This window comes from Vibrio sp. JPW-9-11-11, assembly GCF_013369335.1.
In the GTDB taxonomy this organism is placed as follows: Bacteria; Pseudomonadota; Gammaproteobacteria; order Enterobacterales; family Vibrionaceae; genus Vibrio.
Genome location: NZ_SZQJ01000036.1, coordinates 586,794 through 601,870, shown reverse-complemented (window position 1 = coordinate 601,870; position 15,077 = coordinate 586,794). Strand labels below are relative to the sequence as shown.

Annotated in this window: 16 protein-coding genes; 11 read left to right on the top strand and 5 right to left on the bottom strand. The window is 47.8% G+C overall.

What is annotated here, in order from left to right:
* Positions 1 to 34: 34 nt before the first annotated feature.
* Both FCU94_RS18570 and FCU94_RS18565 read left to right on the top strand, forming a co-directional pair.
* Complete coding sequence (locus FCU94_RS18570; protein ID WP_176289947.1) at positions 35 to 574, top strand: YaeQ family protein; 540 nt, start codon at positions 35 to 37, stop codon at positions 572 to 574.
* Entirely contained in the window at positions 567 to 1,106 is a 540-nt protein-coding gene (locus tag FCU94_RS18565) for a hypothetical protein (RefSeq protein ID WP_176289946.1), read from the top strand. The genes FCU94_RS18570 and FCU94_RS18565 overlap by 8 nt, the downstream gene beginning before the upstream one ends.
* A gap of 36 nt (positions 1,107 to 1,142) precedes the next feature.
* On the opposite strand, the gene hmpA is transcribed toward FCU94_RS18565, so the two are convergent.
* Positions 1,143 to 2,318 carry an NO-inducible flavohemoprotein gene (gene hmpA, locus FCU94_RS18560; protein WP_176289945.1) on the bottom strand — a complete coding sequence of 392 codons (1,176 nt, stop codon included), beginning with the start codon at positions 2,316 to 2,318 and terminating at the stop codon, positions 1,143 to 1,145.
* Between the two features lie 272 nt (positions 2,319 to 2,590).
* Between hmpA and norR the strand changes: the two genes are divergently transcribed.
* From norR to FCU94_RS18530, 6 genes are all read left to right on the top strand, one after another.
* On the top strand, positions 2,591 to 4,183 hold the full coding sequence (norR, locus tag FCU94_RS18555; protein WP_176289944.1) for a nitric oxide reductase transcriptional regulator NorR: 1,593 nt from the start codon (positions 2,591 to 2,593) through the stop codon (positions 4,181 to 4,183).
* Positions 4,184 to 4,271: 88 nt separating this feature from the next.
* Positions 4,272 to 4,631: a glutaredoxin family protein gene (locus FCU94_RS18550; RefSeq protein ID WP_176289943.1), complete on the top strand. Its 360-nt coding sequence runs from the start codon at positions 4,272 to 4,274 to the stop codon at positions 4,629 to 4,631.
* A 21-nt stretch (positions 4,632 to 4,652) separates the two neighbouring features.
* Positions 4,653 to 5,264 (top strand): HAD family hydrolase, encoded by a 612-nt coding sequence (locus FCU94_RS18545; protein WP_176289942.1) that lies wholly within the window; start codon positions 4,653 to 4,655, stop codon positions 5,262 to 5,264.
* A gap of 194 nt (positions 5,265 to 5,458) precedes the next feature.
* Positions 5,459 to 6,805, top strand: coding sequence for an MATE family efflux transporter (locus tag FCU94_RS18540; protein ID WP_176289941.1), 1,347 nt, complete (start codon positions 5,459 to 5,461; stop codon positions 6,803 to 6,805).
* A gap of 110 nt (positions 6,806 to 6,915) precedes the next feature.
* Positions 6,916 to 7,797, top strand: coding sequence for a DMT family transporter (locus FCU94_RS18535; protein WP_176289940.1), 882 nt, complete (start codon positions 6,916 to 6,918; stop codon positions 7,795 to 7,797).
* A 61-nt stretch (positions 7,798 to 7,858) separates the two neighbouring features.
* Entirely contained in the window at positions 7,859 to 8,458 is a 600-nt protein-coding gene (locus FCU94_RS18530; RefSeq protein WP_176289939.1) for a glutaredoxin domain-containing protein, read from the top strand.
* 109 nt (positions 8,459 to 8,567) lie between these two features.
* On the opposite strand, the gene FCU94_RS19415 is transcribed toward FCU94_RS18530, so the two are convergent.
* The 3 genes from FCU94_RS19415 to FCU94_RS18520 all read right to left on the bottom strand — a co-directional run bounded on the left by FCU94_RS19415 (position 8,568) and on the right by FCU94_RS18520 (position 10,351).
* Positions 8,568 to 8,702, bottom strand: a complete 135-nt coding sequence (locus FCU94_RS19415; protein ID WP_255199299.1) for a hypothetical protein — start codon at positions 8,700 to 8,702, stop codon at positions 8,568 to 8,570.
* A gap of 81 nt (positions 8,703 to 8,783) precedes the next feature.
* Positions 8,784 to 9,134, bottom strand: a complete 351-nt coding sequence (locus FCU94_RS18525; protein WP_176289938.1) for a hypothetical protein — start codon at positions 9,132 to 9,134, stop codon at positions 8,784 to 8,786.
* Between the two features lie 38 nt (positions 9,135 to 9,172).
* Positions 9,173 to 10,351 carry a multidrug effflux MFS transporter gene (locus FCU94_RS18520; protein WP_176289937.1) on the bottom strand — a complete coding sequence of 393 codons (1,179 nt, stop codon included), beginning with the start codon at positions 10,349 to 10,351 and terminating at the stop codon, positions 9,173 to 9,175.
* Between the two features lie 114 nt (positions 10,352 to 10,465).
* Between FCU94_RS18520 and FCU94_RS18515 the strand changes: the two genes are divergently transcribed.
* Together FCU94_RS18515 and FCU94_RS18510 are read left to right on the top strand one after the other, a co-directional pair.
* The gene (locus tag FCU94_RS18515) at positions 10,466 to 11,350 is read left to right on the top strand and encodes a LysR family transcriptional regulator (protein WP_176289936.1); all 885 of its coding nucleotides are present in this window, start codon (positions 10,466 to 10,468) and stop codon (positions 11,348 to 11,350) included.
* Positions 11,351 to 11,467: 117 nt separating this feature from the next.
* A complete protein-coding gene (locus tag FCU94_RS18510; RefSeq protein WP_176289935.1) occupies positions 11,468 to 13,318 on the top strand; it encodes a putative bifunctional diguanylate cyclase/phosphodiesterase in 1,851 nt (616 codons plus the stop codon).
* 28 nt (positions 13,319 to 13,346) lie between these two features.
* Here the strand turns inward: FCU94_RS18510 and FCU94_RS18505 are convergent, their stop codons facing one another.
* Positions 13,347 to 13,859, bottom strand: a complete 513-nt coding sequence (locus FCU94_RS18505) for a nicotinate-nicotinamide nucleotide adenylyltransferase (protein ID WP_176289934.1) — start codon at positions 13,857 to 13,859, stop codon at positions 13,347 to 13,349.
* 185 nt (positions 13,860 to 14,044) lie between these two features.
* Here FCU94_RS18505 and nadE point away from each other — a divergent pair, with 185 nt between their 5' ends.
* Positions 14,045 to 14,872 (top strand): ammonia-dependent NAD(+) synthetase, encoded by an 828-nt coding sequence (gene nadE / locus FCU94_RS18500; RefSeq protein ID WP_176289933.1) that lies wholly within the window; start codon positions 14,045 to 14,047, stop codon positions 14,870 to 14,872.
* Positions 14,873 to 15,077 lie beyond the last annotated feature (205 nt).

Below are 15,077 nucleotides of genomic sequence, written 5' to 3'. Positions count from 1 at the left end.
TAGCTGGCTATTTTTTTACGTATAAGAAGCATTTATGGCTCTCAAACCCACTATTTATAAATTTCGTATTTCGCTATCAGATACCAATCGCGATCTTTACGATTCAACGCAGCTGACTGTGGCTCAGCACCCTTCAGAAACCCTCGAGCGCATGATGGCTAGAATTTTAGCTTATTGCGTTAAGTGGCAACCGAGTTTGGCCCTCACCAAAGGATTATCAACCACAGAGGAGCCTGATTTGTGGGTCAAATCGCTCGATGACCAAATCGAACTTTGGGTTGATATTGGCGAGCCGTCGCTCGATCGTTTAAAAAAGGCATGTCGCTTAGCGAAACAAGTCGATGTGTTCTCTTTCAACTCTAAGTCGGATGTTTGGTGGGAACAGAGTAAAAACAAGGTTCACCAGTACAGCGCAAACATCTATCGATTTGACAGCCAAGCCATCGAAGCGCTGGCCGGTGTTGTGACGCGCACTATGGATCTCTCTGTGATGATCACCGGCGATAGCTTGTTTGTCGATTGCGACCAAGGGTCATTCGAGATTTTGCTCACCACCCTACAAAGCCATGACTGAACTTAATCACTGGTTGAATAAAATTGGCGCAGAGCAATTGCCAACCATAAACTATCAACCAGCCGTGTATCAGCAGTTTTGCCAGCAACATGCGCGGTTGTTTGAGCGCGCTTTGCAAGCCAAACCTGAGGTTGCCCCGCAGCACCACTTGCTGGGCGTGTTGACCAAAGCCCATATTGAAGCCACGCAACAGCTCAGCGCGCATTCGGACTCGGCTGCGGCCATGCATCAGGCATTGCAAAGCAGCCTCGGTGAGCATAGCGATAAGTTTACCGACCAAAGTACAATGCAACTTATGCTCGTGACCCACCTGTGGCTTTATCTGCAAGGCTATCTGAAAATGGACTTTAGTTTGGCGAACGACCACGCGCTATCCAGCGCGACAGTCATCAATCAAGTCACACAACAAGATGTACAACAGCTAAGAACAGAATTTCTTGCCAGCTTTTATCAAGGCGACAGCACGTCAGGCGCAAGAGAGAACCTCGGACTATTGGCGCGACTGAGGTCGTGGTTTTCAAGCAAACACTAAAAAAGGCCCAACGGGCCTTTTTGTCTAGCTAAGTCTCTACAAATACGTGTGAGGACCAAACACCTCATAATGAATGCGCGATCGATCGACACCAAGCCCCTCTAACTGACGTACCACCGATTCCATAAACCCTACAGGGCCGCAAAGATAGAAGTCTCCATCCGCTAGCGGCAGGTCATGAGCGACTAAGCGAATGTCCATTTGCCCAGAAAAATCCGCACCACTTTGATTTAAGTACCATGTGTAGTGCTGCCAACCTTGGCTTTCTACCAACTGATTGGATTCTTGCTTAAAGGTATGCTGCTCAGCGGCATTACAGGCGTAAAGCACGCTTACCTCTTGCTTGTCGGTGTGCGCAAGTGTTTGCATCATGGCTTGAATAGGGGTAATACCAACACCTGCTGCAATCAACACCACAGGTTGCTGCTTTTCTTGATAGGTAAAGTCGCCAGCGGGTGGATAAAGGTTGACGGGATCGCCCACTTCTACCTCATCGTGCAGGTAGTTAGACACCAATCCGGCGAACTCACCACACTCGCGCTTAACTGAAATTCGGTAATCTTTCCCGTTTGGCTTGTTTGACAATGAGTATTGGCGAATCTCTTTGTAGTCACAGCCGGTCGGTTTGAGCTCGACTCCTATATACTGACCAGGCTGATAATCGAGTACCGCCGCACCATCTTCAGGCTGCAACACAAAGCTAGTGACATGTTCAGATTCAACCTGCTTACTTTTTACAATAAAACGACGCGCATTCTGCCAACCACCGACTGCTTGTTTGCGCTGTAAATAGAGCTCTCCTTCTCTATCGATAAAGATCTGCGCCAAAAATTGATACGCCGCCGTCCACGCCTCTTCAACCTCTGGTGTGAAGGCATCACTCGCCAATTCACGTAGCGTCTCAATTAAGTGATGGCCAACAATCTGATATTGTTCAGGTTGAATATTGAAGCTGGTGTGTTTGTGGGCAATACGCTCGACCGCCGTCGTTAACGCAGCTAGGTTCTCTATATTCTTAGCGTAGGCGGCCACCGCTTCAAATAGGGCTACACTTTGACGCCCTGTCTTCTGGTGCGTCATATTAAAAATGTCTTTCAGTTCCGGGTTATGGCTAAACATGCGCTGATAGAAGTGCTGCGTTAGCGCAGGACCTGCAGACTCTAGTAACGGAATGGTGCTCTTGACCACGTCAATATGTTGGTTGTTAAGCATCTTCACTTTCTCCTCATTATGCTATTTTTTATTGTTGAATAGAGCACAATACATACCAAGTCTGATAACGACTTAAATTATTGATTTATATAGACAACCAACCAATTAAAAAGTCAAAATGACTACACAATATTGTGTCATTTTGACATCTTGATGTTGCATTCACCCCGTCACTGTGGTTAATTCCACAACAGACTGACCTGTCACAATTCGCTCCTTTCCACAACAGACTGACCTGTCACAATTCGCTCCTTTCCTCAACTGGACTCACTATGCAAGATATCTCGGTTTCGACTTTAATTGACATGACGATTGGCCTCGCGCGTGGCGACAACGACCAAGATAGATTTAACAATCTGCTTGATGCAATTCGTAAAGCCATCCAATGCGATTGCGTTGCGCTACTTTCCTTACAAGGCGACACTTTGGTGCCATTGGCAATGCAAGGGCTCACTCGCGATACTTTAGGGCGCCGTTATAAGATCGACCAACATCCTAGGTTTGCGCGTATTTGCGCTTCAAAAACAGCAGTAAGGTTTGACGCAGACTGTGAGTTGCCCGACCCGTTCGATAACTTACTGCTAGATTATGATGGTGACTTACCTATGCATGCCTGTATGGGCCTGCCTTTGTACTACGCTGACCGACTATTAGGTGTACTTACCCTAGATAGCTTAACTCCCGGGGTGTTTGATCAGTTCCCAACGCGCAGCTTAGATGCGCTTTCGGCGATTGCGGCGTCGACGCTGAAAGTGGCGCTGACGGTAAGCCAACTCGAGCATCAAGCCCGTCAAGTTCAACAACGATTTGAAGAGCTTAATGAAGAGGCATGGGATAGAGATGGCGGGGAGATCATCGGCAACAGTTCAGCCATGCAAGTGCTCAAAGCGGATATCGATGTCGTCGCGCCCTCCGATTTTAATATTCTTATTCATGGTGAAACCGGAGTGGGCAAGGAACTGGTCGCACGGAGCTTGCACCATCTTTCTGCGCGACGAAAGCAGCCTCTGGTGTACGTTAACTGCGCAGCGATCCCGGAAAACTTAGTTGAAAGCGAACTGTTTGGTCACGTTAAAGGCGCATTTACTGGCGCTGAAAAGTCACGTTTGGGCAAGTTTTCTCTGGCGGATGGCGGTACCCTTTTCCTCGATGAAATCGGCGAACTCCCCCTCGCCGCTCAAAGCAAGATTCTACGAGCACTGCAAAATAATGAGATTCAACCCGTCGGACAGGATCAGGTCGAGACCATTGATGTTCGGGTATTGGCCGCCACTAACCGTGACTTAAAGCAGGAAATCGACCAAGGCCATTTTCGCGCCGATCTTTACCATAGATTGAGTGTCTACCCGATTTCCGTGCCACCATTGAGAGAGCGCGATGGTGACATAGTGTTGCTGGCTGGCTATTTCCTCGAGCAAGCACGACGTAAGTTAGGCATTGTTCAACTTAAACTCGGCAAAGACGCGCAGCGATTACTTACTCAATATAACTGGCCGGGCAACGTGCGTGAGTTAGAACATGTGATCAATCGCGCCGCGCTTAAAGCACGAGCGCGCAGTCACCAAGGCACACTGACGACAGTTTCTATTGAAGATATTGGCGAGCTCAGCTCAACTACGCCGCTGCCGAGTTCAGCGTCGCATAAGAAGGAGTCAGTCGTAGATACTCACCCTGCGCCGGCGCAAGGTCTTAGGGAAGCCACCGAGGCTTATCAGCGTCAACTCGTGCTCAATGCACTGACTGACGCCAATTTTAACTGGGCGCAAGCCGCAAGACAGCTGAAAACCGATCGTGCCAACTTAACCCGTTTGGCTAAGCGTCTCGGCATCCAAGTCACGAAACAACATCGGGTTAGCGTCGAATGAGTTTGCTGTACCGAAATGATCACATCTCAGTTACAATGCGTATCCCAAAAACAACAATCGTTAAATCGCTCAACAATATAGGATGGTCATGAAATTTATCCGCTGGTTCCTAGGACGTGTGATCCTACTGCTTAACTTTGTCTTTTCGCCAAGTGGTGTCAAACGCTCAGCTCAAGAGCAACAAGCGATTGATCACAAAGCCCAATCGCTCGCACTGTATCAGTTTGAAGCCTGCCCGTTTTGTGTCAAAGTACGCCGCGCACTGAAACGTCAATCGGTAGACATTGACCTACGAGACGCCAAAAATAACCCAACTCACCGCGCAGAGTTAGAAACGGGAGGTGGTAAAGTGAAAGTTCCTTGCCTAAGAATAGAAAAAGGCGATCAAGTAGAGTGGATGTACGAGTCGTCCGATATCGTCGCTTATTTAGAAAAAGAGTTCGCTTAACCCATTATTCGGGAGCTGTTTATGTCTTATGTGCCACTCGCGGTCGAACATATTAAAGCCATTGTGTTTGATCTCGACAATACGTTGGTCACCTCCGACATGAACTTCGCTTGGCTAAGAGAGCAGATCGGCTGCCCACACGACAACGACTTGCTCTCTTTTGTTGAACAGATCAAGTGCGATATCACGGCTAAACGGGCACAACAGATGATCCTCGACCATGAAATCCAAGATGCTGAGTCGTCTGAGCCAATGCCCGGCTGCCATTCGCTGCTCAAATTTATTGACCAAAACCAATTGCACACTGCGGTGATCACCCGTAACTGCGCACATGCTGCCCAACAAAAAATTCGCCACAACCAGTTGGCCATCGACCGCGTGATAAGCCGTGAACACTTTCCGCCTAAACCCGCCCCTGATGCACTTATTTCACTCGCACAAGAGTGGCGCATACAACCCCATCAGATGATGTACGTGGGTGACTATGTGTATGACTTGCAAGCCGCTTTTAACGCCGATATGCCCTCTTGCTTAGTCACGCATGGCAAAGCTTCACCGTTTCACCATCAAGCATCGCTCGTGGTCGACCATTTACACGACTTAGAACGGTGGATAGCCCAGCATCAGCGCTAACAGCTCAAGCACACTAACGTCTCTGCTTTTTTATGCGGCGCTTTTTGACTGCCCGATAACGCATCACAACGATAAAAGTCACCCAACCCCTTGAAAAATGACTAGGCCGATACGATGTTGTATGTATCGATTTAACCGAGGCCCTCAAAGCCTCGGTTATTCATTTCACGATTCCTAAAAACCCTATCGGTGGCATGGCTATGACAAATTCGTCCTCGTCTTCCTCTTTGAGGCAGCAACTTTTTAAAATGACTTGGCCAATGATGTTTGGCGTTCTGTCTCTGATGAGTTTTCAATTAGTCGACAGTGCTTTCATCGGTCAATTAGGGGTACTCCCCTTAGCCGCTCAGGGGTTTACTCTACCGATCCAGATGATCATCATCGGTATACAGGTCGGTTTGGGCATCGCTACGACAGCCGTTATTGCCAGAGCAATCGGTGCTGGCAAAGAGGCCTATGCCAAGCAACTCGGTGGTCTAGTCGTGGTGATGGGTAGCTTAGGTGTCGCCTTGATTGGCGTTATTCTTTATCTTTTACGCGAACCCATTTTATTGCTGCTCAGCGCACCACAAAGTGTGCTGCCTATCATCGATAGCTACTGGGTTTATTGGCTGATTAGCGCCTGGACGGGCGCCGTACTCTACTTCTTCTACAGCCTGTGCCGTGCCAATGGCAACACCATGTTGCCCGGGACTATGATGATGGTCACCAGCGCTCTCAACTTAGTGCTTGACCCGCTATTCATTTTCACTCTGGATTTAGGAATAAATGGGGCGGCAATGGCCACCATACTCGCGTTTGGTATCGGTATTTTGGTGGTTGCACCTCAGGTTGCACGTAAACAGTGGATGAGCTTTGACTGGCAGGAACTTAATATCGCTGAAAGCATTCGTTCGATTGCCCATATCATGGGGCCAGCGATGGTAAGTCAACTCCTGCCGCCGCTCTCTTCGATGCTCGCCACCAAGTTGCTTGCGGGTTATGGCACCGCGGCAGTGGCCGCTTGGGCGTTGGGCTCACGCTATGAGTTTTTTGCTATCGTGGCGGTGTTGGCGCTCACCATGTCGATGCCGCCAATGATCGGAAAACGGCTCGGCGAGAACAATCTTATCGATATTCGAAAATTGGTCGCGATAGCCGTCCAATTTGTCTTGGCGTTTCAACTGGTGATCGCGTTGATCACCTTAGCGAGTTCAGGCTTGCTTGCCGACCTGATGACCAGTGAAACACAAGTCGGCACCATTCTGAATTATCACTTGATGGTTGTACCATTTAGTTTAGGCCCACTTGGGATTTGCATGTTGATGGTCTCGATCGCCAATGCACTTGGAAAGTCTTATACCGCATTGACGATCTCAGCTCTGAGGCTATTTGCATTCTTCCTACCTTGTCTATGGCTTGGGTCACAACTGGGCGGTATCCAAGGGTTATTCTGGGGAGCCTTCATCGGCAACCTATTAGCCGGTAGCGTGGCGTGGCGAATGTACCAAAAAGCGCTCAAACAGATAGAACAAAAACAAGGGGTGTACGCGTCGCAATGAGTGTTTTATTCATTGAGATAACAAAACCTTAGCTATCACCACATCTATGATGATTTCAAGCGCATAAGCACGTATGATTCAGACCAACGATTCTTTTACTGACTAAATTCATGTCTGCGCATCATCACCATCCTGTTCAAGGGGCTAGCTGGATGCTTACTGCCGGCCTCGCTTTTGCTGTGGTAAACAGCCTGGCCCAAATTGCTAGTATTCACTTTGGTCTCTCTTCGACGACCGTCGCACTCGTCCAGTATGCTATCGCGCTGGTCGTAATTCTGCCTTATTTAACCACCTTGGGGATTCGTCGCTCTCTCAAGACCAAGCACTTAGCGATGCACGTGTTTCGCGTTTTCCTCTCAGTCATCGGCATTCAACTTTGGTTGTGGGCCCTTGCCTACCCTGTCCCCATCTGGCAAGGCATCGCTCTGCTAATGACGTCACCACTCTTCGCGACGATAGGGTCGGGACTGTTTTTAAAAGAAAAGGTCGGGGCCGCTCGCTGGGGAGCAACCTTGATGGGCTTTGTCGGTGCGATGATCATCTTAGAGCCCTGGGCCGAAGATTTCAGTTGGGCGGCTTTACTGCCCGTTGGGGCGGCTTTCTTCTGGGCCTGTTACTCATTGATGGTAAAAAAACTCTCGTCTGATGACTCACCTTCAACCATGGTGGTCTATTTGTTGGTGTTAATCACGCCGTTTAACCTGCTATTGGCGCTGCCAGATTGGCAAACCCCAAGCGGGCTCGACTTGTGGTTAGTGTTAATCGCAGCGGGGGCAATGACTGCGCTCGCCCAGTGGGCGATTGTGAAAGCGTACTCGGTCGCAGATGCATCCTTTGTCCAGCCTTTTGATCACGCCAAGCTGCCGCTCAACGTACTGGCCGGTTGGCTGGTTTTCAGTTGGGTACCACCCGGACGATTGTGGCTTGGGGCCGCCATCATTATCGCTTCTGTCGCATTTATTACCCACTGGGAAACAAAAAAGCCATCTTAAATGAAAGAAATGGTCCTATACTCCGTTCTGATTAGTCATAGCATTCAGTGGAGATAACTCTATGGCAGAACCAATCAAAATAACCCTTTATCGATGGGCAGGCAGTTGGGGCCCGTTCAAGATCAAGATCCCTTGTGGTGAATGTACGCTTACCAAAGACATTCTCAAGGACGTCTTTGATAACGAGTTGTCCAACATCGACGTTGAGCTCGAGGTGAAAGATTGGTTGTCACATTGGTGGGAGCCGCTCATGGCTAAAGCTTGGCATGCTCCGATCGTCATGGTGGAAGGCAAAGTCATCAGTCAGGGTGAGGCGCTTAACCGAGGTGTATTGGTACAGTCCATCATTGCTGAATGGACCAAACGCGATACCCTTAAGGGGAATATCGTCTTTGGGAAAGCCACCTGTCCTTACTGTGTCAAAGCGAAAAAAACGCTTGATGAAGCGGGGATCAACTACCAGTATTATGATGTTGTCAAAGACAGTGCGGCACTGTATCGAATGATTCCTGAAGTGAAAGCCATCATAGGTGAGAAAACACCTGTGACAGTGCCACAAATCTGGTTAGATGGGCATTATATTGGGGGCTCAGACAACCTTACGGCTTGGATCGAAGAAAAAGGATTAAGCAAGGTACCAGATAACGTCGTCGCGTTATAACCAACAGAAAACACAAAGCCCCGCGACTATGCGGGGCTTTGATTGACGGCATGAGATGAAAGCTACGTTTCACACCCATGCGGCACAACATCCATTTCACCGATTGCGATTAATGACCGATCTTTTTCATCATTCGTTTGATGAAAGAGGCCTTTTTCGCTTTAGGCTTACCATAAAGCGCATCGTGCATGGCTTGTTTGGCGATCATTTGGCCAAGATAGGCATTGCCTAATTCGTGATTCATGAGTCTCTCCTCGATAACTAGGAGTGTGATTTTAATCACAAACAAGGCAAAATCAAGACATATATCACACTAATTTAGCTTTTAGTTCCGCTTAGGTTGTTGATAGGTTTTGCCCGCCGCTTGATAAGTCTCTTTGCGCTTCACATCAAACATTGCTTCGAAGAACCACGCAACAAAACGAATGACATCTTCCCCTTCGTCCATCACGTGCTCGACGTACTCTTGCTGTTCACCTTGCTCGTTCTCTTGCACAGTCACATGGTAGATGCGCTTGGCGCCATCAACTTCTGCCAGAGCAAATTGACCGGTCAATGATTGCGCTGCCTCAGCCACTTCCTGATCTTGGCAAGTTTTCAGTAATTCGAGCGCCTGAGGCAGATTTTCTTGCTCACACAAAGTCATAACGAGTGCTGAAAATTGATTGTATTCCATCTGATTTCTCTCACCTGAATAATTGCGCGCATTGTACGTCAAGCAAACTCTTGTTGCACACTGTGTTTCATCCTAGAGGTGACGAGTACCAAAGCCATAACTAGAGCACACATTAGGTAAAACAGGCCCATGGCCGTGGGACTATTGACCCAATTTTCAACAAGATACCCGCCTAATAATCCGGCTAAACACATTTGAATAGAACCCGATAGTGCCGATACAGCGCCCGCTTGGCGTTTGTGCGGCTCAAGCAACATGCTAATCGAAATCGGAAATGACAGTCCCTGCGCCACGGCCAATAGTGTAAACGGCGCGACCACGTTCAACAGTGTCATTGGCGCCATGACTAGCCAGCCACCAGCGGTCATGATCAGGCCGATGGCAAGAGCCAAGATCTGCCTAGCGGAAAGTGAACGATTCAACATGTTCAATGTGACGCTGCCAATCATCAATCCCGCTGAGGGAATAATCATCACTGAGCCATACTGTGCCGCCGTTAGGCCTAATTGATGTTGCAATAGGAATGGCATCACCGACAGCGACACCAAGCTCGCCAGATAGCTGATCCAGTTATAGCTTGCACTAGACAATACTTGGCGATTCGTCAGGAGATCACGGTAGTTCGTCATCACTTTAACCAAGCTAAAACGAGACTTACCGTAAGTCATCGTCTCTGGCAACACAAAGTAGCCCAGCGTGAAGATCGCGATTAAATAGACCAGTACAAAAACAAATACCGACTGCCAGCCTAAATAGAAGGCTATCCACCCTCCCATTACTGGCGCCAATATCGGCATAATAGACGCCGTTACAGAAATGTAAGAGAGCGCGCGAGTCAACTGCGCACCGTCATAACTGTCGCGAAGCACACTGCGGCCAAGTACAGATGCACTCCCTGCACCGAGACCTTGCAGCAATCGACCAAAGATCAATAGCTCTAACGAGCTGGCAAACAGTAAACAGATAACCGTCCCCAGCAAGTATATCCCTTGCCCAAGGATAAACACTGGCCGCCGTCCAATTGCATCAGAAAGTGGGCCGTAAAAAAGCTGTGATGCACCAAATCCGACTAAGAAGAGTGTGACGACGAGCTGAACATCGGCTTGGCTCGCTGAGAGAGTCTGGCTAATTAGAGGCAGAGAAGGAAGATAGATGCTAACACCAACTTGCCCTGTTGCAATGATCATCATGGCCAATAACATCGGCGTTTTCTTCATTGTGGATCTCCTCTGGTGTGCATCATTGAATGCAGTTTAGATTGACCACCATGAAATGATAATATAGCGTTTTGGAAAGTGATTAGTTCCAGCTAAGAATTAATTGGAGAGACAATGGATTGGATACAAAGCGTACAAAGTTATATTCGTGTAGTGGATGAGGGCAGCTTCAATGGCGCAGCACGTAAGCTCAACACCACAAGTTCAGCGATCAGCAAACGTATTCATTGGCTCGAAGAGCGCATTGGCGTACAACTGTTGAAACGCACGACCCGCTCCGTCACTCAAACGGAAGCAGGCGCTCTGTTTTATGAGCGAGCCAAAGTTCAGTTAGATGAATGGCAGTCTATCGTCGACGAGACACGCTCAGTATCCCAGACCCCTGCAGGGCTGTTAAAAATTGGAGCCACCCTCGCGGTGGGGTCAAAGTTCTTAGTTCAGTACCTCAATGATTTTCTCCAGATGTACCCGGATATCCGCATTCAATTGATCACGACAACACCGGGACAACTGCCCACCCTCAGCCTAGATCTCTTCATCAGCCGCGAAATTGAGCAACTGAACTCTTTAAGCTTTAAAGCCACTCCCCTATTTGAACACCGAGCTGGGTTTTATGCCTCCCCCGGGTACATCGAAAAATTTGGAGAGCCGACCAATGCACAGCAGCTAACACAGCACAATATGTTGGCATGGGGCGAGAGAACTCAACGGGAGATTACCCTGACCAACGGTCAAAAGCTTAATCTGAGTGGCAACTTTGCCACCACCAACCCTGAAGCGCTGTTTTATGCTGCCAAGAGCGGTATGGGGCTGCTTTTAACGAATGATGTCATGATCAAAGAGGACTTGAAGTCTGGCGCTCTCAGACCCGTACTCCCGGGTATCACAACCGATGAAGCCACCGTTTACGCATATTATCCCAAGCTCGACTACCAGCATACTCGCACCCAGTTGTTTCTCGACTACCTCAAACGCCGTCTTAAGCAGGAGTTGCAGTAGCTTTAACGCATTAAACACGATGGACATTTGCATTACTATGCGACTGATACCATATTTATTAGGTAACCCAATCAATTGATAAGTGGCAAAGCCACACTAATAAGTGAGTTACCTATTATGGTTAGGACAACGTCGGTTCAAGCACCATTAAGTGTGGACACAGTTAATGGTATTCTCAGTTTAGATGGGCTAGAACTGCTCAACAAAGCGACTTACGAGTTGCATCAATACTCTCAGTCGTTTTGTACCTGTATTATTGAATTGGATCAATTCACTGCAAAATCAAACCTTCTCGCCTCTGCATCAAACCAGAGGCTGCATCGAGGAATCTGTCTTTCGCCGATCAGCCGTACCAGTTACTCCTTTGTCACTCAATCGAACCAAGATGTCATCGTTTGTCAACAAGGCGCGCTAAGCCGACACAGCGAGGAACCCTTTATCCTCGACAATGATATTGAAGCGTACATAGGTGTACCTCTCAAAACACATAATGGTGAAATTTTAGGTATCCTACTCTCAACCTATAGAGACGCTATAGAAGATAAAGACGTCAAGCCGCTAGTCTACTTCCACAAGTTAGTTGCGAATATTGTTACCCATCATCTGAAGGCCAAATGGCTCACCGCCCGAGCAGATTCACTGGTTGATCAACTGAGTTACGAAGTGTCACATGACAATCTCACTGGGCTACTCAACCGAGGGTATTTATCGGATAAGCTGCAAAAGTTAATCGAATCACCCAACACGCCTTTTACACTGGCCTATTTAGATATTGATAACTTCAAATCAATCAATGATTTGCATGGCAACTATATTGGCGATCAGATCATTAAATTTGTCGCTACCACAATCAAAGACGCGCTCAAAGACAAACAGCTTGCCTATCGAATTGCCGGGGATGAGTTCGCTTTTATTACCTTATCTGGCGATCCCTTTACGGTCTGCAATGAGATCATCGAAAAACTGGATCGTGGCTATCAAGATCAGGCGCATACTATTCAGTTTAATATCAGTATTGGCCTTGCCAACAGCGGTGGCCAAACCCACTCTGCCGATCAAATTCTCAACAACGCGAGCTTAGCGCTGAAAGATTGCAAGCAGTCAAAACACACCAGTGTGCAGTGTTATGACACTCATCTTAGCGCCCAATACTATCGCCGAGCGCTGGTGATTGACGCATTACGCAGTGAACTGAATATCGACAACATCAGTAATAGTGAGATTTATGTTGTCGCTCAACCCATAGTACGAAAAGATCACGCTCGTTGGGACTACTTTGAAATATTAGCTCGTTGGCAAAGTAAAGCACTTGGGGCAGTGTCACCGGTTGAGTTTATCGACGCTGCAGAGCAATCGGGCTTGATCGTCAAGCTAGGTGAGCGCATTGTTGAGCTAGCATGCAAAGCAAAATACGAGTTGGAACAAGGCTTAGGGCATCCAGTTCGCCTAAGCATCAACTGCTCTGCTCACGAGTTCAACAATTCAGCGCGTTACCTAGAGCACTTACTGACCACCTTGCGCCGCTATAACTTTACGCCACAAGATTTCACCATTGAGCTGACTGAAACCGTATTGTTAACTCGCACTAATGAAGTACAACAGATCCTTTCTAAGCTGCGTATTTTAGGGTTTAAAGTGGCATTGGATGATTTTGGTACCGGATACTCGAGCCTCAATTATATCCACAGCTACCCGATCGACTGTTTCAAAATCGATGCTAGCTTCATTCAAAACATGCTAAAAAACGAGACCGCCGAGCGGTTGGTATGGTTGATGGTCCAGCTTGCCGAACAACTAAACGTCTGCTTGATCGCAGAAGGTGTTGAAGATGAAATCACACTCGACAAGCTTTACCAGATGGGATGTACACAAATCCAAGGCTACTACTTTTCAAGGCCTGAACCACCGCGACAAATTGTTGACAAATACTTGGCTTACATCGATAAACAACGGGTTTCCAATGGCTAGTAAGCAAGGTCGTTGCAAGTTAAGCGACTCAGTAGTATTGGTGTTCAGCCAACAATTTCGCAACCGATGGGGTAGTCAGGTGGCTGATATCTTGCTGATGACTCAGCGCATGTCGAATATCCGTGCTTCTTACCGCCACTTTCTCTGGGCAACTCAGCAATGACCAACGCCGCAAAATCTCCTCGGCGCGGTAGAACTTAGCGAAGTTAAATAAATTATCCGGACCGATAACAAACGTCAGTTGGCTGTCAGGATAATTCAGCTCTAATGCTTGCAAAACCGCGTAAGTCGTGACGCTCGTATCGGGTTGAACTAAATGCTCCTCTACATCACTCCGCTCGACATTTGTCGCTGATAGATCGCGCACAAACGCATCGACCAGTTGGCAACGCAACGTGTAATCGAGCATCTGTTTGCCCCATGCGTGAGAAATACTAGGCAGAAGAAGCACCTGGTCAAAGTGAGACAACGACTCAATGACGCTTTTGTGGCCTAGACTCGGTGGGTTAAATGCGCTTCCAAATACAGCTATCTTGTTCATTTGTCTCATTCACTATTGATGAAAACTGTGATCACGGTTTTCTAATTTGTTGTTTAAGGTATGATAAGGCACGGTGAGTTTAACATGTCCTCTTCGTCACTGAAAAACCCAAGCGAGGTGGACCTGATAAAGTTACCGATTTTTGATACCGTTTTTGAATATATTGCTTGCAGGAAGGAAACAAAATGGAACAGTTAATTCGCGATGAAATGCGTGTTCTGCCAACGATTGACCCTCAATTTGAGATTTCACGACGCGTTGACTTTATTAAACGCAAACTCCAACAAGCCGGCTGCAAGTCACTAGTACTTGGTATCAGTGGCGGCGTGGACTCGACCACATGTGGTCGCTTGGCTCAATTGGCCGTGGACGAACTCAACCAAGATACCGATGGTGGCTATCAGTTCATCGCCGTGCGACTGCCTTACGGTGAACAAAAAGACGAAGACGAAGCGCAGCTAGCCCTTCAGTTTATCCAACCTACTCACTCGGTTTCGGTGAACATCAAAGCGGGTGTTGACGGTTTGCATGCCGCAAGCCAAGTCGCACTTGAGGACACAGGCTTATTCCCACAAGACAGCGCCAAAGTAGACTTTGTCAAAGGTAACGTCAAAGCACGTGCTCGTATGGTCGCTCAATACGAAATTGCTGGTTGTGTCGGCGGCTTAGTGATTGGGACCGATCACTCAGCCGAAAACATTACCGGTTTTTATACCAAGTTTGGTGACGGTGCTTGTGACTTAGCCCCGCTGTTTGGCTTAAGCAAACGCCAGGTTCGCCAAATCGCTGCAACACTAGGCGCACCGGAGCTGCTCGTGAAGAAAGTACCGACGGCCGATTTGGAAGAGCTCGCTCCGCAAAAGGCAGATGAAGACGCTCTTAATCTGACTTATGACCAGATCGATGACTTCTTAGAGGGCAAACCGGTATCTAAACAAGTGGTTGAACGCTTGGTCCACATTTACACCATCACCCAACATAAGCGTGAGCCTATCCCTACGATTTACGACTAATACGTGACTGGATTTCACATCAAGCCCTTATCCGTTGATAAGGGCTTACTTATAACAAATATATCAACACCGATTCATAATTGCGCATTATTGCCAGCTGCCACTTTAATCAACGTTAGCTTAAGCCGTCACACAATTGACCAATTGTTGTCATTCATGACTAGCGACTCTTATCGCTTTTCACTACACTATGCCGATAACATTC

Coding starts and splice junctions, on each gene's coding strand:
- FCU94_RS18540 (WP_176289941.1), top strand. CDS start 5,459: ATGGCTATGACAAATTCGTCCTCGTCTTCCTCTTTGAGGCAGCAACTT.
- FCU94_RS18505 (WP_176289934.1), bottom strand. CDS start 13,859: ATGAACAAGATAGCTGTATTTGGAAGCGCATTTAACCCACCGAGTCTA.
- FCU94_RS18545 (WP_176289942.1), top strand. CDS start 4,653: ATGTCTTATGTGCCACTCGCGGTCGAACATATTAAAGCCATTGTGTTT.
- FCU94_RS18515 (WP_176289936.1), top strand. CDS start 10,466: ATGGATTGGATACAAAGCGTACAAAGTTATATTCGTGTAGTGGATGAG.
- FCU94_RS18570 (WP_176289947.1), top strand. CDS start 35: ATGGCTCTCAAACCCACTATTTATAAATTTCGTATTTCGCTATCAGAT.
- FCU94_RS18530 (WP_176289939.1), top strand. CDS start 7,859: ATGGCAGAACCAATCAAAATAACCCTTTATCGATGGGCAGGCAGTTGG.
- FCU94_RS19415 (WP_255199299.1), bottom strand. CDS start 8,702: ATGAATCACGAATTAGGCAATGCCTATCTTGGCCAAATGATCGCCAAA.
- FCU94_RS18510 (WP_176289935.1), top strand. CDS start 11,468: ATGGTTAGGACAACGTCGGTTCAAGCACCATTAAGTGTGGACACAGTT.
- FCU94_RS18550 (WP_176289943.1), top strand. CDS start 4,272: ATGAAATTTATCCGCTGGTTCCTAGGACGTGTGATCCTACTGCTTAAC.
- hmpA (WP_176289945.1), bottom strand. CDS start 2,318: ATGCTTAACAACCAACATATTGACGTGGTCAAGAGCACCATTCCGTTA.
- norR (WP_176289944.1), top strand. CDS start 2,591: ATGCAAGATATCTCGGTTTCGACTTTAATTGACATGACGATTGGCCTC.
- FCU94_RS18565 (WP_176289946.1), top strand. CDS start 567: ATGACTGAACTTAATCACTGGTTGAATAAAATTGGCGCAGAGCAATTG.
- FCU94_RS18525 (WP_176289938.1), bottom strand. CDS start 9,134: ATGGAATACAATCAATTTTCAGCACTCGTTATGACTTTGTGTGAGCAA.
- nadE (WP_176289933.1), top strand. CDS start 14,045: ATGGAACAGTTAATTCGCGATGAAATGCGTGTTCTGCCAACGATTGAC.
- FCU94_RS18535 (WP_176289940.1), top strand. CDS start 6,916: ATGTCTGCGCATCATCACCATCCTGTTCAAGGGGCTAGCTGGATGCTT.
- FCU94_RS18520 (WP_176289937.1), bottom strand. CDS start 10,351: ATGAAGAAAACGCCGATGTTATTGGCCATGATGATCATTGCAACAGGG.